The organism is Francisella sp. AG1 (assembly GCF_057683165.1).
Map to the genome: position 1 here is coordinate 303534 of NZ_CM173135.1, position 17012 is coordinate 320545.

Genomic DNA, 17012 nt, shown 5'->3' on the forward strand with positions numbered 1-17012 from the left:
AAGCAAAAATGATTCCATCATTTTTGGTGCTGTGTGACTTGTTAAGGTTTTAGTATCTCAGCAACCATGCACCTTGCAGTTCCACCACCAACATCTTCTATGGTTTTGACATTGCAAGGTAGTCTGGTGCAGAATTGATCGATTAACTCTTTTTGTTGTAAGGTAAAGCCCATGTCTGCCATAGCGGATAGTATTAAGTAGCTTTTACCTTGTTTGTTTTTTAGTTCAAGATTGTTGCAGCAGCGTAAGAAGACTTGTTTTCGAGAGACATCAATGATGGTTTTTTTTGAGTCGTATAGGGCTTTAGCTACTATATCGCGATCTTTTTCACAGTTAATTGATTCTAAGCATACAAATATTAGTTTCTCACCTATGCTTAGCATTTGTGTTGTTTGGTATATAGGCCTGTCTTTGTGATCATAGCTTGTAAATGAGATTAGTTCATAGTCTAATTCATCAGCTACTCTTTGTGCTAAGCTTTCATCAGCTCTTGTCGATTTTGATAAAAATACCTTTTTGGTGGAGTTATCAAAGACTAGAGCCGCATTTCCTTCTAAAGCTTTTGAGAAGTCTCCACGAAAATCCTTTACTTTATATTTTATGTGAAGGTTTGATTCAAGGGTTTTAAGGAGTCCTTGGGTCTGTACTTCACATCTACGGCTTTCAGAGTACATCGGGTATGTGAATACATATGGTTCACCATTTATTACATGTGTAGATAGCCAGTCATTTGCAAAAACTGCACTAGAAGAATTTTTAGGGGCTTTCATTATTATAACTTTTATGTTTTTGGTTCTGATGTAGTTGACCATTTCATAAAACTCTTCTTTGGCTAGGGTATTGATAATTTGTTCTTTGAATTTCACTTCTTTTTTGAAAGAGTAGTCATTGCTATCAGTTTTTTGAGTATTACCGGTAAAGTGTTCAGGCTCAATCATTAAAACTGTATCTGAAACTTGTGTGGACATTTGGTTGTGCTCAAGTTAAGTCTCTTGATATTATTTAGTATATATTAATGTATACATAAGTTCTATTAAAAATGACTTAGTTGCTGTTCGGTGTCAGTTCCTCAAAAACACTGAATTCAAAATCAAATTCATTCTTTTGGTCTTTGTTGTATTTTTTATGACCAATTCTTTTGTATTTTGTTTTATCCCACTCGGGGAAGAAAGCATCTAAATCTTTTATTTGTGTGTTGACTTCAGTTATATATAATCTGTTGGCATATTTTATGAATTCTTTATATATTTGAGCTCCACCGATTATAAAAATTTCATAATGTGGTTTTGATTTGGCAAAATTTAGAATATCTTGGACAGTGTTTATTATTAAGCATTTGTCTTGCGCGTACTTTTTATTTTTTGTTAATATTATGTTTTTCCGGTTTGGAAGGGGGCGTCCAATTGACTCAAAAGTTTTTCTGCCCATTACTATATAATTATTTTCAGTTATTTTTTTAAAATTTTTAAGGTCTTCAGGTAGTTTCCAGGCTAGCGTGTTTTCTTTCCCTATTCCGAGATCTTTATCATAAGCTACTATCAGTGAAATCATGTTGCTGTATTTGATGTTGAATGATTTTGTGCTATTTTAGCACTTAAAAGAAAGATAAAAAACCTTTTGTAATTTATAATTTAATTGTGATAAAATTGTTCGGCTTGTACTAGGTGTGCAGGTGAAGTGTTTAATTAATAAATCATGTATCTTGAATATAAGTAGAGTTATAGCAAAGGGTGTCTATGATGGATATTTGTTGTAACTGAGATGCTAGATATAACCCGAGCAAGGAAAAATAAAATGTCTTTAATGAAAGAAATGTTGTCTGCTGGTGTCCATTTTGGCCACAAAAAAGCTTTTTGGAACCCTCAGATGAGTGAGTATATCTTTGGTATAAATCATGGTGTGCATATTATTAATCTAGAGAAAACGGTTCCTCTTTTCCAGGATGCGGTTAATTTCGTAGGTAAAACTGTTGCTAACGGTGGTAAAGTTCTTTTTGTCGGTACTAAAAGACAGGCTCAAGATATCATCGAAACTGAGGCTAAAAAATGTGGTATGCCATTTGTAAGCCATAGATGGTTGGGTGGTATGCTTACTAATTATAAAACAGTTAGACAGTCTATTAAAAGATTGGCTCAGCTAGAAAAAATGAAAGAAGATGGTACTTTACAATCTTTGACAAAAAAAGAAATGCTTCAGAACTTGAGAACAATTGAGAAGTTGGAGAAGGTTCTTGGTGGTATTAAAGAAATGGGTGGTATTCCTGATGCTATCGTTGTTATTGATAGCAATAAAGAGCACATAGCTATTCAAGAGGCTCAAAAGTTAGGAATTAAGGTTGTGTCAATCGTAGATACAAACTCTAATCCAGAGGGTATCGATTATATTATTCCTGGGAATGATGATGCTGTTAAATCTATATCTTTTTATATGCAAAAATTTGCTGATGCGATTATCGATGCTCAAGGTTTAGATAGAGCGGTTGAAGCAAAGGCTGATGAAGTACAAGAAGCTAAATAGGAGCTAGGGTAATGTCAAATATTTCTGCTAAATTAGTAAAAGAGCTTAGAGAAAGAACTGGTGCTGGTATGATGGAGTGTAAGAAGGCTCTAGTTGCTACTGAAGGTGATATTGAAAAAGCTGCTGAGGAGATGAGAATTTCTGGTCAAGCTAAGGCTGACAAAAAAGCTTCTAGAATTGCTGCTGAAGGTGTAATAGAAGCTTATGCTGCTGATGGCAGAGCTGTTTTGATTGAAATTAATTCAGAGACTGATTTTGTGGCTCGTGATGATAGCTTTAAAGCATTTGCTACTGCCGCTGTAAAAGCTGCTCACGCTGCTAACGCTAAAACTGTAGAGGCTGTTTTAGAAGCTGATATGGGTGGTGAAACAGTTGATCAAGCTAGAAAAAACTTAGTTGCTAAAATCGGTGAAAATATTCAGGTTCGTAGAATGAGGGCTGTAGAAGCTGAAACTCTAGGGGCTTATGTTCATGGTGGTAGAATTGGTGTTGTTGCTGCTCTAGAGGGCGGTGATGAAGATCTTGCTAAAGATATCGCTATGCATGTTGCTGCGGTAAACCCTATGGTTGTATCTGGTAGTGATGTTCCGGTGGATGTTGTAGCAAAAGAAAAAGAGATCTTTACGGCTCAAGCTAAAGAGAGCGGTAAGCCAGCTGAAATTATTGAAAAGATGATTGGTGGTAGAATTCGTAAGTTTTTGGATGAGGTTGCACTTTTGGGTCAAGCTTTTGTTAAGGATCCAAATGTTAAGGTTGAGCAGCTTGTTAAGCAAAATAATGCTAAAGTTGAAAGCTTTATTCGTTTGGATGTTGGTGAAGGCATTGAGAAGAAAGAAGAAGACTTTGCTGCTGAGGTAATGAATCAAATCAAAGGTTAATATATGTCTAGCGATACGCGAGATTTATCTAATAATACTCCTAAGCTTAAGAGATTGCTCATTAAGCTTAGTGGGGAATCACTCTCTGCAGATCAAAGTTTTGGAATAAATGTTGATTCTGCAAGATCTATACTTAAACAAATCAAAACTCTTATTGACCTAAGCTATGAGGTTGCTATAGTTATTGGCGGCGGTAATATTCTGCGTGGTGGTAAGGTTAATTTTGGCGATAAAATTAAACGTTCTACAGCTGATTCTATGGGTATGATTGCTACGATGATTAATGCTTTGGCTTTGCGTGATATGTTGATCAGTGAAGGTGTTGATACGACAGTCTTTTCTGCTAAAGGTGTTGATGGTCTGATTATGGCTGGTTCGGCATATGAATTTAACCAGGCTATGGCTCAGGGCAAAACTATAGTGTTTGCTGGTGGAACTGGAAACCCCTATGTAACCACAGATACTACGGCTAGCCTTAGAGCCATTGAAATCGGCGCTGATGCATTGTTAAAAGCTACAACAGTTGATGGTGTTTATGATAAAGATCCTAATCAGCATGCTGATGCAAGACGTTTTGATAGGGTTAGCTTTGATGAGGTTGTTGCAAGAGAGTTGAGTGTGATGGATTTAGGTGCATTTACACAATGCCGTGATTTTAATATGCCCATATATATCTTTAATATGAATGAGAAAAATGCTTTGATTGATGCTGTAGGTGATTCAAAGTATGGTACTTGGGTGGGTTTAAATTAAATTTTAAAGGAATTATTTAGTATGATTAACGAGATTCTTCAAGATGCTGAAGTCCGTATGAATAAAACTTTGGATGTTCTGTCTGATGATTTGGCTAAGATTAGGACAGGTAGAGCGCATCCTGATATTTTGGCGCATGTTACTATAGATTATTATGGTACGCCAACTTCTATTACACAGATTGCAAATGTCAATGTTTTAGATGCTAGAACTCTGGGTATAACTCCTTGGGAAAAGGGGCTTTCTGGTCAGATTGAGAAAGCTATTATTACCTCTGATTTAGGCTTAAACCCTACTAATTTAGGCGATAGTTTGAGAGTTCCAATGCCAGCTTTAAATGAAGAGCGTAGAAGGGAGCTTGTTAAGTTGGTTAAATCAGAAGCAGAAGGTGGTAGGGTTTCAATTAGAAATATTCGCCGTGATGCAAATGGTGATATCAAAGAGCTTCTTAAGGAAAAGGAAATTAATGAGGATGAAGCTAAAAAAGCTGAGGCTAATATTCAAAAAATCACTGATAAAATGATAGCTCAAGCAGATGCGCTTTCAGCTAAAAAAGAACAGGATTTAATGGCTGTTTAGGTTGTAAATTTATATGCAGTAATGCTTTTGGTTAAATATTACCTTAGTATTGCTTGCTCATCATTGTTTTTCTTACCAGATTCAAATACTATATTTCTTTATGTCTAAAATTATTGGGTAAGAGAAATGTCAAATTGTAATATCACGAATAAGCGTGTGGCTAAGGATGAGATTTTGTATCATATAAAGCTAAGTGAGAGTGTGATACAAAGTGCAGATATTGCTATAATTCCTGGAGACCCTGGCCGAGTTGAATACCTTGCTAATATGTTGGATAAAGATAATAGATTTCTTGCATGTAATAGAGAGTATACTTCGCATTTATGTACAGTCGCTGGTAAGAAAGTTTTGATTATATCGACGGGAATGGGAGGGCCATCTGCAGCTATAGGTATCGAAGAGTTGGCTATGATTGGTATTAAGAAGTTTATTAGGGTGGGGACTTGTGGTACGATTCAAGAGCATATAAATGTTGGCGATTTAATATTGACTACAGCGTCAGTTCGTCTTGATGGTACGTCTGGGCATTATGCGCCTGTTGAATACCCTGCGGTAGCAAGTTTTGAACTTAATATGGCATTGGCTAATGCAGCTAAGGGGTTGGGAATAAAGCTTTATACTGGAATTACAGCTTCGTCAGATACTTTTTATCCTGGTCAGGAGAGGTATGATAGTTATAGTGGATATGTTAGGAATGGTTTTAAAAATTCAGTTACTGAATGGAGAAAGCTAAATGTTCTTAATTTGGAAATGGAATCTTCAGCAGTCTTGACGGTATGTTCTGTATTTGGTTTGGAGGCGAGTTGTATTTGTATGGTTGCGGCTAAGCGTACATCATCTGAAAAAGTTGATACTAGTCAGTATGCTAAGGGAATGTCACGAATCGTGAAAGTAATTGAGGGCTATGTAGGTGCTAATTTATAGTTCTGGAGGGATATTGACACTTTAATTCTTGTAATTTTTACTATTCTTTTCTATTATTTACCTAGTTTGATTTTTATTTCTAATTTTATGATCTTGGCTGAGAAAAAAGCTCTTAGACATATTGCTATAATTATGGATGGTAATGGTCGTTGGGCAAAAAGTAAGTTTAAGCCTAGGATCTTCGGTCATAGAAATTCAATATCAAGTGTGGATGCTGCGATTGAGTATTGTGCTAAAAATGATATTGAAATTTTGACGCTTTTTGCGTTTGGGCGAGATAATTGGTTAAGGCCTGAACAAGAGGTTTTAGATCTTATGGATTTATTTTATAGAACGCTTAAGGACAAAACTCCTAAGCTCCATAAAAATAATGTTTCTTTGAAGGTTGTTGGTGATAAGTCACGTTTATCGGAAAGGTTGATGGATGTGATCGATGAGAGTGAACTCCTTACTAAAGAAAACTCTGGTTTGGAGCTTAGGTTGGCAGTTGATTATGCTGGACGTTGGGATATTCTTGAGGCAGTTAAGGGGATTGCTAGAGATGTTATGCTGGATAAGGTGGATGTTGATAAAATAGATGAAATGAGTTTTGGTAAATATATGACTGCAGGAGAAGTTCCTGTTGATTTGCTTATTAGAACGAGTGGAGAGGCTCGTTTGAGTGATTTTATGTTGTGGCAAATGGCATATGCTGAAATGTATTTTGTAGATATAATGTGGCCGGATTTTTCTAAAAAAGAACTACATAAGGCTGTAGAGTGGTTTTATTCTCGTCAAAGAAGGTTTGGCAAAAGTGGTGATCAACTTAAATAAGAGGAATGTATGGGACAGAGAGTAATTACAGGTCTGCTGCTGGTGGCGGTGGTGTTTGTTTTTTTAATTTACGCTACTGATTATCTTTTTGGTGTCGGGGTGTTTTTGGTGGCTATTTTGGCTGCTATTGAGTGGTTGAGGTTTGCGAAAACTCCAGAAGAAAGAGTTGGGTATAATCTTATAATTTTTGGTGTGGTTACATTTGTTGTATCAAGTTTTTTTGAGTATTTTATATATGTATATCCAGTTTTTTGGTTATATGCAGTGTTTAAATTGAGTCAATATGAGCGTAAAAAAATAGATACTCTCAGTCGTTCACAAACTTTGATAATGGGGTTGTTTGCTATTTCTCCTTTTTGCGCATCTCTTTATGTTTTGCATAGTAATAACGTTGCCTGGATATTTATGTTCATTCTAGTTGTTGCTGCTGCTGATAGTGGGGCTTATTTTACAGGTAAGACTATTGGTAAGAAAAAAATGCTTCCTCGGCTTAGTCCTAATAAAACTGTAGAAGGCTTATTGGGAGGTATGGTTTGTGCTTTGGTTGTTGCTGCGGTATTCTTGCTTTATATGAATTTAAGCTTTAGTGGTTATATAGTGATGGTGATTGTATCTGTGTTGGTGGCGGTTATATCTGTGATTGGCGATGTATTTGAGAGTATGATGAAGCGTATTGCGGGGGTTAAGGATAGTGGTAATATTTTGCCAGGACATGGAGGGGTTTTAGATAGGTTGGATGGTTATATGCCAGCATTGCCTTTATTTGTGATGTTTGGTTATCTTGCCGGTATATTTGTAATTTAGGAGTTGTTATGAAAATCCAGATGAAAATTCTTGATAAAAAGATTAGGCAAATGCCTCAATATGGTACCTCGGGGTCGGCAGCGGTTGACCTGACTGCATGTCTTGCGGAGAGTGTGTACTTGAACCCAGGAGATTGTAAGCTTGTTGGGGCTGGTATAGCTATCCATGTTTCTGATCCGGGCTATGCTGCACTGATCTTGCCACGCTCTGGTTTAGGTCACAAAAAAGGTCTGGTGCTGGGTAATGGTACGGGGCTTATAGATTCTGATTATCAAGGAGAGTTAAAAGTTTCTTGTTTTAATCGGTCGGATGAGGTGCTAGAGATTGAGCCATTGATGAGATTCGCACAGCTTGTTGTGGTTCCTGTTGTGCAGGCACAGTTTGAGTTGGTTCAAGATTTTTCTGATGATTCAAATCGTGGTGAAGGCGGTTTTGGGCATACGGGGGTGTGATATGTTTTTTAGTATACCAAATATTTTGACTTTCGGACGTTTGTTGTTAATTCCGTTTATAGTGGGTTGCTTTTATTACCAGTTCCCTCATCATCATGGTATTACAGCTACACTGTTTCTATTGGGTGCTGCAACTGATTGGTTGGATGGTTATTTGGCACGTAAATGGAAGCAAACGAGTAAGTTAGGGGCCTTTTTGGATCCGGTTGCAGATAAGCTTATTGTGGCGACGGCTTTGTGTTTATTTATAGAGATGTACCCTTATTGGTGGGCGACGATACCTGCAATTGCTATGATTTGTCGAGAAATATTGGTGTCGGCATTGCGTGAGTGGATGGCTGAACTTGGTCAGCGCAATGTTGTTAAGGTGGGTATTTGGGGTAAGGTTAAAACTGTGGCTCAGATGGCCGCATTGTTTATATTTCTTATTAAGCCAGCGATAAACTTTGATCAGACTGTAGATTATGCAAGTTTTAATACTTGGTTTATTTGTTTGGGGTTCTTAATGTTATATATTGCAGTTATTTTAACAGTTTATTCTATGTGTAATTATTTGTATGTAGCGTTCAGGTCTGTGTTTGGTCGTGTAAGTAAATAAAAATTTTCTTTTCTTTCTTTTGCTTTTTTGTTATTATTGTTGCCTAATGCTATTTTTGCATAGGGAATGTCATTGCTAGGCATTTAAATTTATTTAAGATAAAACTGATAAAAAAATGGAGAATAATAACGAATGGCAACTATAAATCAGTTGGTGAACAATCCTCGCAAGAGATCGGTTGTTAAGTCTAAGGTTCCTGCGTTAAAGGCGTGTCCTCAAAGAAGAGGTGTTTGTACGAGAGTTTATACGACTACTCCGAAAAAGCCTAACTCAGCTCTTAGAAAAGTAGCTCGTGTAAGATTGACGAGTGGCTTTGAAGTAACAAGTTATATTGGTGGTGAAGGCCATAACCTACAAGAACATAGTGTTGTTCTTATCAGAGGTGGTAGGGTTAAGGATTTGCCAGGTGTGCGTTACCACATCGTTAGGGGTGCTTTAGATACTTCAGGTGTTAATAATCGTAAGCACGGTCGTTCTAAGTATGGTACAAAGCGTCCTAAGTCTTAGTTTGTGTTTAAAATTTAACATTTGAAAAAGGTATAAAAATGTCTAGAAGAAATAGAGCTCCTAAAAGAGATATTTTACCTGATCCTAAATATAAGAGTCAGGTAGTTGCTAAGTTTGTGAACCATATTATGCTAGATGGCAAGAAGTCAGTAGCAGAAAAAATAGTGTATGGTGCATTCGATAAAATTAAAGCAAAAGATGCTTCTGCTAACGAAGTTGAAGTTTTTGAAAATGCTTTGGAAAGTGTAAGCCCTATGGTTGAGGTTAAGTCTCGTCGTGTTGGTGGTGCTACATATCAAGTTCCTGTAGAAGTACGTCCTGAGCGTCGTCAAACTTTGGGTATGAGATGGATTATTGAAGCAGCTCGTAAGAGAAAAGAAAATACTATGGGTGATAGAATCGCTGCTGAACTTACCGAAGCTGTAGAAGGTAGAGGCGCTGCTGTCAAAAAAAGAGAAGATACTCATAAAATGGCAGAGGCTAATAAAGCATTTGCTCACTTTAGATGGTAATAAGGGGAAGATATAGTGTCTCGTAAAACAGTTTTAGAGAAGTATAGGAATATTGGTATCTGCGCTCATGTTGATGCAGGTAAGACTACTACTACAGAGCGTATTTTGTTCTACACAGGTCTTTCTCATAAGATTGGTGAAGTTCATGATGGCGCTGCTACTATGGATTGGATGGAGCAAGAGCAGGAGAGAGGTATTACAATTACTTCAGCTGCTACTACTACATTCTGGGCTGGTATGGATCAGCAATTTCCTGAACATCGTATAAACATTATTGACACTCCTGGTCACGTTGACTTTACTATTGAAGTGGAGCGTTCGTTACGTGTGCTTGATGGTGCTGTAGTTGTGTTCTGTGGTTCATCTGGTGTTGAGCCTCAATCAGAGACTGTGTGGCGTCAAGCTAACCGTTATGGTGTGCCAAGAATAGTGTTTGTAAATAAGATGGATAGGGCTGGTGCTGACTTTGAAAGAGTTGTCGGTCAGATCAAAAATCGTTTAAAAGCAACTGTAGTTCCTGTGCAGCTAAATATAGGTGCTGAAGAAGATTTCAAGGGAGTGGTTGATCTTGTTAAGATGAAAGCAATCATGTGGAATGAGGAAGACAAGGGTCTTACTTATGATCTTGTTGAGATTCCTGCAGAGCTTCAAGAAAGAGCTGAAGAGTTACGTATGGAAATGATCGAAGCTGCTGCTGAAGCATCAGAAGAGATGATGGAAAAGTATCTTGAGGGTGAGGAACTTACAGAAGAAGAGATTCATGAAGGTCTGCGTCAACGTGTGATTGATAATGAGATAGTACTCGCTTTTTGTGGTTCCGCGTTTAAGAACAAAGGTGTTCAGGCTGTACTTGATGGTGTTGTTCGTTATTTGCCAGCTCCTAACCAAGTCCCAGCTATCAACTGTGAGACTGAGGATGGTGAGCCGGCTTCTAGAAAATCATCTGATGATGAGCCATTCTCAGCATTGGCATTTAAGTTGGCTACAGACCCATTTGTGGGCAACCTTACTTTTGTAAGAGTTTATTCAGGTGTTATTAAGTCTGGGGATGCTGTTTACAATTCTGTTAAGGGTAAGAAAGAGCGTATTGGTCGTATCGTACAGATGCATTCTAATAAGCGTGAAGAGATTAAAGAAATTCGCGCTGGTGATATCGCTGCGTGTATTGGTCTTAAGTCAGTGACTACGGGTGATACTTTATGTGACCCTGATAAAGTAGTTATTCTTGAGAGAATGGAATTTCCAGAGCCTGTGATTTCTGTTGCTGTTGAGCCTAAAACTAAGGCCGATCAAGAGAAGATGGGTATAGCTTTAGGTAAGCTTGCTGCTGAAGATCCATCTTTTAGAGTTAAAACTGATGAAGAAAGTGGTCAAACTATTATTTCAGGTATGGGCGAACTTCATTTGGATATACTTGTTGACCGCATGAAGCGTGAGTTCAAGGTGGAGGCTAATGTTGGTAATCCACAAGTAGCATACAGAGAGACTATTCGTGCTTCGGTTGATCAAGAATCAAAATTTGTACGTCAATCAGGTGGTCGTGGTCAGTATGGACATGTGTATGTGAAGTTTGAGCCGTTATCTGCTAAAAATGAAGATGGTACTGATAAAGTATTTGAATTTGTTGATGAAATTGTTGGTGGTGTAATTCCTAAGGAATATATCGGTTCAGTATCTAAAGGTATTGAAGAGCAAATGACTAACGGCGTATTGGCTGGTTATCCTATGATTGGTGTTAAGGCTACTCTATATGATGGCTCTTATCATGATGTGGATTCATCTGAGATGGCGTTTAAAATTGCAGGATCAATGGCTATTAAAGAGGGTGCTAAAAAGGCAAATGCTTGCATACTTGAACCAATCATGAAGGTTGAAGTTGTGACTCCTGAAGATTATCTTGGTGATGTTATGGGCGACCTTAACAGAAGAAGAGGTATAATTGAAGGTATGGATGAAAATCCAAGTGGTAGAGTTATTAATGCACTAGTTCCTTTATCGGAAATGTTTGGTTATGCTACTAATGTTCGCTCGATGAGTCAAGGTAGAGCATCATTCTCTATGGAATTTAGTAAGTACTCAGAAGTGCCAAATAACATTGCTGATGAAATCATCAAGTCACGTAACTCATAATTTAAAAGGAAATAATAAACATGGCTATAAATAATCAACGTATTAGAATTAGATTAAAAGCCTTTGATCATAAGCTTATTGATGTTTCTACTCAAGAAATTGTTGATACTGCTAAAAAAACAGGCGCACAAGTTAAGGGTCCAATCCCTTTACCGGTACGTAAAGAGAAGTTTACAATTCTTATTTCTCCGCACGTAAATAAAAAAGCTAGAGATCAATATGAAATTAGAACTCATAAGAGATTGATTGATATTGTTGAACCTACGGATAAAACTGTAGATGCTCTTATGAAACTTGATTTGGCATCTGGTGTTGATGTTCAGATCAGTTTAAGCTAATATATACGTTACTTTTTTGAAAATTTAATTAAAAAAGTAATGAATTAGGTCTTTGTGGTCAATCGAAATCACGAAGTTAATATAATAATAATAGAGGATTAAATAATGTCTTTAGGATTAGTTGGTCGCAAATGTGGTATGACTCGTATTTTTACTGAAGATGGCGTTTCTATTCCTGTAACTGTAGTTCAAGTTGAGTCAAATAAAGTTACTCAAGTCAAAACTACGGAAGCAGATGGTTATAATGCTATTCAAGTATCTACTGGTTTCAAGAAGCGTTCAAATGTAAATAAACCTGCTGCTGGTCACTATGCGAAAGCTGGTGTTGAACCAGGTAGAGGCTTATGGGAGTTTGTTGTTGATAATGCTGCTGAATATGAGGTAGGTTCATCTATAGAAGCTACAATTTTTGAAGCAGGTCAAAAAGTAGATGTGAGAGGTATATCTAAAGGTAAAGGTTTTCAAGGTGGCGTGAAACGTCATAACTTTGCTACACAAGATGCTACTCATGGTAACTCACTTTCTCATAGGGCTCATGGTTCAACTGGTCAAAACCAGTCTCCTGGTAGGGTTTTTAAAAACAAAAAGATGGCTGGACATATGGGTAATGAAAACGTTACTATTCAGTCTCTTGAAGTTGTAAGAGTGGACGTGGAAAATGGTTTATTGCTTTTGAAAGGCGGTATTCCTGGTTCAGTTGGTGGAGATATTGTTGTTACTCCAGCTGTAAAAAGTTAGTAGATAAGTATTAATATACCGGAGAGTTATTGTGGACTTAAATATGAAATCTTTGGCTGGTAATGAGGCTGGTTCAGTAGATGTTGCAGAAGGTGTTTTTGCAGCAGACTACAATGAAGCCCTGATTCACCAGGTAGTTGTTGCCTATATGGCAGGTGCTCGTCAAGGTACTAAAGCACAAAAGACTAGATCAGAAGTGTCTGGTGGTGGTGCTAAGCCTTGGAGACAGAAAGGTACAGGTAGAGCGAGAGCGGGAACTATTCGTTCGCCTATATTTAGAAAGGGTGGTGTTACGTTTGCTGCTAAACCTAAGAGTTATAAGCAAAAGGTTAACCGTCAAATGTACTCAGGCGCAGTTAAATCAATTTTATCTGAATTAGTTAGATCAGAAAGAATGACTGTGATAGAAGAACTAAAGCTAGAAACTCCTAAAACAAAAGAGTTTAAATCAATTGTTGATTCTTTAAAAATTAATGACGTACTTTTTGTTGTTGGTGTAGAAGAGTTTAATGAGAATTTATATCTTTCTTCTAGAAACCTGAAAAATGTAGCGGTGTGTGATTCTGTAGAAATTAATCCAGTTTCTTTAGTATGCTTTGAAAATGTTATTTTCACTAAGAAAGCTATAAAAGAGATAGAGGAGAAGTTAGTATGAGTTCTCAAGAGAAATTGTTAAAAACTGTTATTAGACCTCATGTTTCTGATAAAACTTATGGTCTTTCAGATGTAAACTCAACTATAGTGTTCGAAGTTGCTAGATCTGCTAATAAACAAGATGTAAAAAGCGCAGTTGAACAGTTGTTTGAAGTGAAGGTTGAGTCAGTGAATATCCTGAATGTTAAGGGTAAAGCACGCAAGTTTGGCCGTATTGAAGGTAGAACTAAAGCTTGGAAAAAAGCTTATGTGAAACTTGCTGAAGGGCATGACATTAATTTTGTCGGTGCAGAGTAATTTAAAGAAGGTTTATAATCATGATTGAAATAAAAAAAGCTAAACCTACTTCACCTGGACGTCGCCATGTGGTGAGCGTAAAGAATACTGAATTACATACAGGTAAGCCATTTAAGGGTTTAGTAGAAGTTAAGAAAAGTAAAGCTGGTAGGAATAATACTGGTAGAATTACAGTTCGTCATCATGGTGGTGGTCATAAGCAACACTATCGTGTGGTTGACTTTAAAAGAAATAAGGATGATATTACTGCTAAGGTTGAGAGAATCGAGTACGATCCTAACCGTAGTGCAAACATTGCTCTAGTTCTTTATGCTGATGGTGAAAGAAAATATATCATCGCGCCTAAGGGTCTAAGTAAGGATATGTCTATTGTTTCTGGTGAAAAAGTTGATGTTGCTGTTGGTAACTGTATGCCGCTTAGAAACATACCTCTAGGTACAGTTATTCATAACATTGAAATGAAGCCAAAAAAAGGTGCGCAAATGATTAGAAGTGCTGGAACTTTTGCTCAGTTGGTCGGTAAGGATAATGCGTATGCAATTATTCGTTTAAGATCGGGTGAGATGAGAAGAGTGCTTTTGGATTGTAGAGCAGTTATTGGCGTGGTATCTAACTCTGAGCATAACTTAAAATCTTTAGGTAAGGCCGGAGCTAAGCGCTGGAGAGGTGTGAGACCTACGGTTCGTGGTGTTGCTATGAACCCGGTAGATCACCCACATGGTGGTGGTGAAGGTCGTACTTCTGGGGGTAGACATCCTGTGTCTCCTTGGGGTATGCCAACTAAAGGTTATAAGACGCGTAAAAATAAGCGTTCTAATAAGTTGATTGTTCAAAAACGTAAGTAATTTATAGGGAGAAGGTTGTGCCTCGTTCATTAAAAAAAGGACCTTTTGTAGATCATCATCTTTTAAAGAAGGTTTTTGAAGCGCAAGAAAGTAATTCTAAAAAGCCAATCAAAACATGGTCTAGAAGATCATTGATTGTGCCGGATATGATAGGTTTAACTATAGCTGTACATAATGGTCAGCAGCATGTACCTGTTCTTATGACTGAAGAAATGGTTGGTCATAAATTGGGTGAATTTGCGGTAACTCGTAATTATCGTGGTCATGCAGCTGATAAAAAAGCTAAGAAGAAGTAGTTGGGGTTATATTACATGGAAGTACAAGCTAAATTAAAAAATGCTAGAATCTCAGCTCAAAAGTGCAGATTGGTTGCTGATCAAATTAGGGGTCTACCTGTTGAGCAAGCTATTAATCTTTTGACTTTTAGCAATAAGAAAGCAGCAGTTTTATTTAAAGATGTTTTGAATTCTGCGGTTGCAAATGCTGAACATAATGATGGTATGGATGTTGATACTTTGTTTGTATCAACTATCTTCGTTGACGAAGGTCCTACTATGAAACGTTTTGAAGCAAGAGCTAAAGGTCGTGGTAATCGTATTTTAAAGAGAACTTCACATATTACTGTGAAAGTTGCTGAAAAAAATTAAGAGGTGTAGTAAAAATGGGTCAAAAAGTAAATCCTAATGGTATTCGCTTAGGTATTGTAAAAGACTGGCGTTCAACGTGGTATGCTGACTCTTCTAGCTACGCTACTAAGCTTAATGAAGATATTAAGGTGAGAGAGTTTTTGCATAAAAAACTTGCTCAAGCAGCAGTTAGTAAGATTCAGATTGAGAGACCTGCTCAAAACGCTAAAATCACAATTCATACAGCAAGACCTGGTATTGTGATTGGTAAAAAGGGTGAGGATGTAGAAAAATTACGTGCTGAAGTCAATAAGATGATGGGGATTCCAGTTCAGATTAATATTGAAGAAGTTCGTAAGCCTGAAATAGATGCTAAATTAGTCGCTGATAATATTGCTCAACAGTTAGAAAAAAGAGTAATGTTTAGAAGAGCTATGAAAAAAGCGATGCAAGGTGCTATGAAGTCAGGCGCTAAAGGTATTAAAGTCATGGTTAGCGGTCGTTTGGGCGGTGCAGAAATTGCTCGTTCTGAGTGGGCGAGAGATGGTAGAGTGCCTCTACAGACTTTTAGAGCTGATGTGGATTATTCTACGGCGGAAGCTTTAACTACTTACGGTATTATTGGTGTTAAAGTTTGGATCTATAAAGGTGAAATTCTTCCTGGTCAATTAGAGCAGCAGAAGAAAAATAATAAAAAAGGAGCTAGATAATGCTACAGCCTAAGCGTACAAAGTTTCGTAAGCAGCAGAAGATGCGTAATAGAGGCTTAGCTCACAGAGGTAATAAAGTAAGCTTTGGTGAGTTTGGTCTTCAGGCGACGTCTAGAGGTAGAATCACTGCTAGACAAATAGAGGCAGGAAGAAGAGCTATTACTCGTCACATTAAGCGTGGCGGTCAAGTTTGGATTAGAATCTTCCCAGACAAGCCGATCACAGAGAAGCCACTTGAAGTTCGTATGGGTAAAGGTAAAGGTTCAGTTGAATATTGGGTTGCTCAAATTCAACCAGGACGTGTTCTATATGAGATTACAGGTGTTAAAGAAGAATTGGCTCGTGAGGCTTTTGCAAGAGCAGCAGCTAAGATGCCAGTATCAACAACTTTTGTTGAAAAGCAGGTGATGTAATGAAAAGAAATGATACTTTAAAAGATTTTAGAGAAAAAAGTATTGATCAATTGCAAGAAGCGAAAATTGAATTATTGCAACAATTATTTTCTCTTCGTATGCAAAAAGGTACAGGGCAGTTAAAAAAGAACCACTTATTTAAAAGTGCGAAAAGAGATATTGCTCGTATCAATACAATAATATCAGAAAAGAATAAGTAGGTACCTGAAAAATGAGCGATAAAATTAGATTGTTAGAAGGTAAAGTTTCTAGCGTTGCTATGGATAAAACTGTAGTAGTGAGAGCTGAAAGATATGTTAAGCACCCTTTATATGGTAAGTTTGTAAAGAAAACTACTAAATATTATGTTCATGATGAAAAAAATGAATGTAAGCCAGGTGATGTTATTAAGTTCAAAGAAACTAAGCCGTATTCAAAAACTAAGAAATGGTGTTTAGTAGATATTACCCATAGAGAAAAATAATAAATTTGATTTTATTTTTGTTTATTGGTATATTTATCGGACTGCGAAAACTGTACAGCAGTCTTATATAATAATAAATAAGGGTTATTTGTATGATTCAAATGCAAACAGAACTCCAAGTTGCTGATAATAGTGGCGCTAAGAGAGTTGAATGTATAAAAGTATTGGGTGGCTCTCATCGCAGATATGCATCTATTGGTGATGTTATAAAAGTGACTGTGAAAGAGGCTGCGCCAAGAGGTAAAGCTAAAAAGGGATCTGTATATAATGCTGTGGTTGTGAGAACGGCTAAAGGCGTGCGCAGAAGAGATGGTTCTAAGGTTCGTTTTGATGGCAATGCTGCCGTGCTTCTAAATGCTAACGGGCAACCAATTGGAACTCGTATCTTTGGCCCTGTAACAAGGGAGCTTCGTACAGAGAAGTTTATGAAGATTGTATCTTTGGCACCAGAAGTATTATAG

At 37.2% G+C, this 17012-nt stretch carries 26 protein-coding genes; 24 read left to right on the forward strand and 2 right to left on the reverse strand.

Annotated elements, in window-relative coordinates:
• Positions 1-41: 41 nt before the first annotated feature.
• A complete protein-coding gene (locus ACR0PV_RS01420) occupies positions 42-968 on the reverse strand; it encodes an arginine deiminase-related protein (RefSeq protein WP_488173270.1) in 927 nt (308 codons plus the stop codon).
• 76 nt (positions 969-1044) lie between these two features.
• On the reverse strand, positions 1045-1551 hold the full coding sequence (locus tag ACR0PV_RS01425; RefSeq protein ID WP_488173271.1) for a dihydrofolate reductase: 507 nt from the start codon (positions 1549-1551) through the stop codon (positions 1045-1047).
• 243 nt (positions 1552-1794) lie between these two features.
• On the opposite strand from ACR0PV_RS01425, the gene rpsB reads away from it, so the two are divergent.
• The 24 genes from rpsB (at position 1795) to rplN (ending at position 17012) form a co-directional block, all read left to right on the forward strand.
• Entirely contained in the window at positions 1795-2517 is a 723-nt protein-coding gene (gene rpsB, locus ACR0PV_RS01430) for a 30S ribosomal protein S2 (RefSeq protein WP_488173272.1), read from the forward strand.
• An 11-nt stretch (positions 2518-2528) separates the two neighbouring features.
• Positions 2529-3395, forward strand: coding sequence for a translation elongation factor Ts (gene tsf / locus ACR0PV_RS01435; protein ID WP_488173273.1), 867 nt, complete (start codon positions 2529-2531; stop codon positions 3393-3395).
• Between the two features lie 3 nt (positions 3396-3398).
• The gene (gene pyrH / locus ACR0PV_RS01440; protein ID WP_488173274.1) at positions 3399-4148 is read left to right on the forward strand and encodes a UMP kinase; all 750 of its coding nucleotides are present in this window, start codon (positions 3399-3401) and stop codon (positions 4146-4148) included.
• 21 nt (positions 4149-4169) lie between these two features.
• Positions 4170-4727 (forward strand): ribosome recycling factor, encoded by a 558-nt coding sequence (frr, locus tag ACR0PV_RS01445; RefSeq protein ID WP_488173275.1) that lies wholly within the window; start codon positions 4170-4172, stop codon positions 4725-4727.
• A 126-nt stretch (positions 4728-4853) separates the two neighbouring features.
• The gene (gene udp, locus ACR0PV_RS01450) at positions 4854-5651 is read left to right on the forward strand and encodes a uridine phosphorylase (protein ID WP_488173276.1); all 798 of its coding nucleotides are present in this window, start codon (positions 4854-4856) and stop codon (positions 5649-5651) included.
• Between the two features lie 87 nt (positions 5652-5738).
• Positions 5739-6464, forward strand: a complete 726-nt coding sequence (gene uppS, locus ACR0PV_RS01455) for a polyprenyl diphosphate synthase (RefSeq protein ID WP_488173931.1) — start codon at positions 5739-5741, stop codon at positions 6462-6464.
• 9 nt (positions 6465-6473) lie between these two features.
• The gene (locus ACR0PV_RS01460) at positions 6474-7268 is read left to right on the forward strand and encodes a phosphatidate cytidylyltransferase (protein WP_488173277.1); all 795 of its coding nucleotides are present in this window, start codon (positions 6474-6476) and stop codon (positions 7266-7268) included.
• Positions 7269-7276: 8 nt separating this feature from the next.
• A complete protein-coding gene (dut, locus tag ACR0PV_RS01465) occupies positions 7277-7720 on the forward strand; it encodes a dUTP diphosphatase (RefSeq protein WP_488173278.1) in 444 nt (147 codons plus the stop codon).
• A gap of 1 nt (position 7721) precedes the next feature.
• Positions 7722-8318, forward strand: a complete 597-nt coding sequence (gene pgsA, locus ACR0PV_RS01470) for a CDP-diacylglycerol--glycerol-3-phosphate 3-phosphatidyltransferase (RefSeq protein WP_488173932.1) — start codon at positions 7722-7724, stop codon at positions 8316-8318.
• 132 nt (positions 8319-8450) lie between these two features.
• Positions 8451-8825: a 30S ribosomal protein S12 gene (gene rpsL, locus ACR0PV_RS01475; protein WP_003035357.1), complete on the forward strand. Its 375-nt coding sequence runs from the start codon at positions 8451-8453 to the stop codon at positions 8823-8825.
• A gap of 38 nt (positions 8826-8863) precedes the next feature.
• Positions 8864-9337, forward strand: a complete 474-nt coding sequence (gene rpsG / locus ACR0PV_RS01480; RefSeq protein ID WP_488173279.1) for a 30S ribosomal protein S7 — start codon at positions 8864-8866, stop codon at positions 9335-9337.
• A gap of 15 nt (positions 9338-9352) precedes the next feature.
• Positions 9353-11467 carry an elongation factor G gene (gene fusA, locus ACR0PV_RS01485; RefSeq protein WP_488173280.1) on the forward strand — a complete coding sequence of 705 codons (2115 nt, stop codon included), beginning with the start codon at positions 9353-9355 and terminating at the stop codon, positions 11465-11467.
• A 20-nt stretch (positions 11468-11487) separates the two neighbouring features.
• The gene (rpsJ, locus tag ACR0PV_RS01490; protein WP_088771920.1) at positions 11488-11805 is read left to right on the forward strand and encodes a 30S ribosomal protein S10; all 318 of its coding nucleotides are present in this window, start codon (positions 11488-11490) and stop codon (positions 11803-11805) included.
• Positions 11806-11910: 105 nt separating this feature from the next.
• On the forward strand, positions 11911-12543 hold the full coding sequence (gene rplC / locus ACR0PV_RS01495; protein ID WP_488173281.1) for a 50S ribosomal protein L3: 633 nt from the start codon (positions 11911-11913) through the stop codon (positions 12541-12543).
• A gap of 31 nt (positions 12544-12574) precedes the next feature.
• A complete protein-coding gene (gene rplD / locus ACR0PV_RS01500) occupies positions 12575-13198 on the forward strand; it encodes a 50S ribosomal protein L4 (RefSeq protein ID WP_488173282.1) in 624 nt (207 codons plus the stop codon).
• Entirely contained in the window at positions 13195-13494 is a 300-nt protein-coding gene (gene rplW / locus ACR0PV_RS01505) for a 50S ribosomal protein L23 (protein WP_488173283.1), read from the forward strand. The genes rplD and rplW overlap by 4 nt, the downstream gene beginning before the upstream one ends.
• 20 nt (positions 13495-13514) lie before the next feature.
• Positions 13515-14339: a 50S ribosomal protein L2 gene (gene rplB / locus ACR0PV_RS01510; protein WP_488173284.1), complete on the forward strand. Its 825-nt coding sequence runs from the start codon at positions 13515-13517 to the stop codon at positions 14337-14339.
• A 17-nt stretch (positions 14340-14356) separates the two neighbouring features.
• Positions 14357-14635: a 30S ribosomal protein S19 gene (gene rpsS, locus ACR0PV_RS01515; protein WP_004286613.1), complete on the forward strand. Its 279-nt coding sequence runs from the start codon at positions 14357-14359 to the stop codon at positions 14633-14635.
• A 15-nt stretch (positions 14636-14650) separates the two neighbouring features.
• Complete coding sequence (gene rplV / locus ACR0PV_RS01520; RefSeq protein WP_488173285.1) at positions 14651-14986, forward strand: 50S ribosomal protein L22; 336 nt, start codon at positions 14651-14653, stop codon at positions 14984-14986.
• A 14-nt stretch (positions 14987-15000) separates the two neighbouring features.
• Positions 15001-15675 (forward strand): 30S ribosomal protein S3, encoded by a 675-nt coding sequence (gene rpsC / locus ACR0PV_RS01525; RefSeq protein WP_488173286.1) that lies wholly within the window; start codon positions 15001-15003, stop codon positions 15673-15675.
• Entirely contained in the window at positions 15675-16088 is a 414-nt protein-coding gene (gene rplP / locus ACR0PV_RS01530) for a 50S ribosomal protein L16 (RefSeq protein ID WP_488173287.1), read from the forward strand. Before rpsC ends, rplP begins: the two co-directional genes overlap by 1 nt.
• Positions 16088-16288: a 50S ribosomal protein L29 gene (gene rpmC / locus ACR0PV_RS01535; protein ID WP_488173288.1), complete on the forward strand. Its 201-nt coding sequence runs from the start codon at positions 16088-16090 to the stop codon at positions 16286-16288. Before rplP ends, rpmC begins: the two co-directional genes overlap by 1 nt.
• 11 nt (positions 16289-16299) lie before the next feature.
• Positions 16300-16551 (forward strand): 30S ribosomal protein S17, encoded by a 252-nt coding sequence (gene rpsQ, locus ACR0PV_RS01540; RefSeq protein WP_488173289.1) that lies wholly within the window; start codon positions 16300-16302, stop codon positions 16549-16551.
• Positions 16552-16643: 92 nt separating this feature from the next.
• On the forward strand, positions 16644-17012 hold the full coding sequence (gene rplN / locus ACR0PV_RS01545; RefSeq protein ID WP_488173290.1) for a 50S ribosomal protein L14: 369 nt from the start codon (positions 16644-16646) through the stop codon (positions 17010-17012).

Excerpts from the sequence above, each read along its gene's own strand:
- ACR0PV_RS01420 (WP_488173270.1), bottom strand. The coding sequence starts at position 968 with ATGTCCACACAAGTTTCAGATACAGTTTTAATGATTGAGCCTGAACAC.
- ACR0PV_RS01425 (WP_488173271.1), bottom strand. The coding sequence starts at position 1,551 with ATGATTTCACTGATAGTAGCTTATGATAAAGATCTCGGAATAGGGAAA.
- rpsB (WP_488173272.1), top strand. The coding sequence starts at position 1,795 with ATGTCTTTAATGAAAGAAATGTTGTCTGCTGGTGTCCATTTTGGCCAC.
- tsf (WP_488173273.1), top strand. The coding sequence starts at position 2,529 with ATGTCAAATATTTCTGCTAAATTAGTAAAAGAGCTTAGAGAAAGAACT.
- pyrH (WP_488173274.1), top strand. The coding sequence starts at position 3,399 with ATGTCTAGCGATACGCGAGATTTATCTAATAATACTCCTAAGCTTAAG.
- frr (WP_488173275.1), top strand. The coding sequence starts at position 4,170 with ATGATTAACGAGATTCTTCAAGATGCTGAAGTCCGTATGAATAAAACT.
- udp (WP_488173276.1), top strand. The coding sequence starts at position 4,854 with ATGTCAAATTGTAATATCACGAATAAGCGTGTGGCTAAGGATGAGATT.
- uppS (WP_488173931.1), top strand. The coding sequence starts at position 5,739 with ATGATCTTGGCTGAGAAAAAAGCTCTTAGACATATTGCTATAATTATG.
- ACR0PV_RS01460 (WP_488173277.1), top strand. The coding sequence starts at position 6,474 with ATGGGACAGAGAGTAATTACAGGTCTGCTGCTGGTGGCGGTGGTGTTT.
- dut (WP_488173278.1), top strand. The coding sequence starts at position 7,277 with ATGAAAATCCAGATGAAAATTCTTGATAAAAAGATTAGGCAAATGCCT.
- pgsA (WP_488173932.1), top strand. The coding sequence starts at position 7,722 with ATGTTTTTTAGTATACCAAATATTTTGACTTTCGGACGTTTGTTGTTA.
- rpsL (WP_003035357.1), top strand. The coding sequence starts at position 8,451 with ATGGCAACTATAAATCAGTTGGTGAACAATCCTCGCAAGAGATCGGTT.
- rpsG (WP_488173279.1), top strand. The coding sequence starts at position 8,864 with ATGTCTAGAAGAAATAGAGCTCCTAAAAGAGATATTTTACCTGATCCT.
- rpsJ (WP_088771920.1), top strand. The coding sequence starts at position 11,488 with ATGGCTATAAATAATCAACGTATTAGAATTAGATTAAAAGCCTTTGAT.
- rplC (WP_488173281.1), top strand. The coding sequence starts at position 11,911 with ATGTCTTTAGGATTAGTTGGTCGCAAATGTGGTATGACTCGTATTTTT.
- rplW (WP_488173283.1), top strand. The coding sequence starts at position 13,195 with ATGAGTTCTCAAGAGAAATTGTTAAAAACTGTTATTAGACCTCATGTT.
- rplB (WP_488173284.1), top strand. The coding sequence starts at position 13,515 with ATGATTGAAATAAAAAAAGCTAAACCTACTTCACCTGGACGTCGCCAT.
- rplV (WP_488173285.1), top strand. The coding sequence starts at position 14,651 with ATGGAAGTACAAGCTAAATTAAAAAATGCTAGAATCTCAGCTCAAAAG.
- rpsC (WP_488173286.1), top strand. The coding sequence starts at position 15,001 with ATGGGTCAAAAAGTAAATCCTAATGGTATTCGCTTAGGTATTGTAAAA.
- rplP (WP_488173287.1), top strand. The coding sequence starts at position 15,675 with ATGCTACAGCCTAAGCGTACAAAGTTTCGTAAGCAGCAGAAGATGCGT.
- rpmC (WP_488173288.1), top strand. The coding sequence starts at position 16,088 with ATGAAAAGAAATGATACTTTAAAAGATTTTAGAGAAAAAAGTATTGAT.
- rpsQ (WP_488173289.1), top strand. The coding sequence starts at position 16,300 with ATGAGCGATAAAATTAGATTGTTAGAAGGTAAAGTTTCTAGCGTTGCT.
- rplN (WP_488173290.1), top strand. The coding sequence starts at position 16,644 with ATGATTCAAATGCAAACAGAACTCCAAGTTGCTGATAATAGTGGCGCT.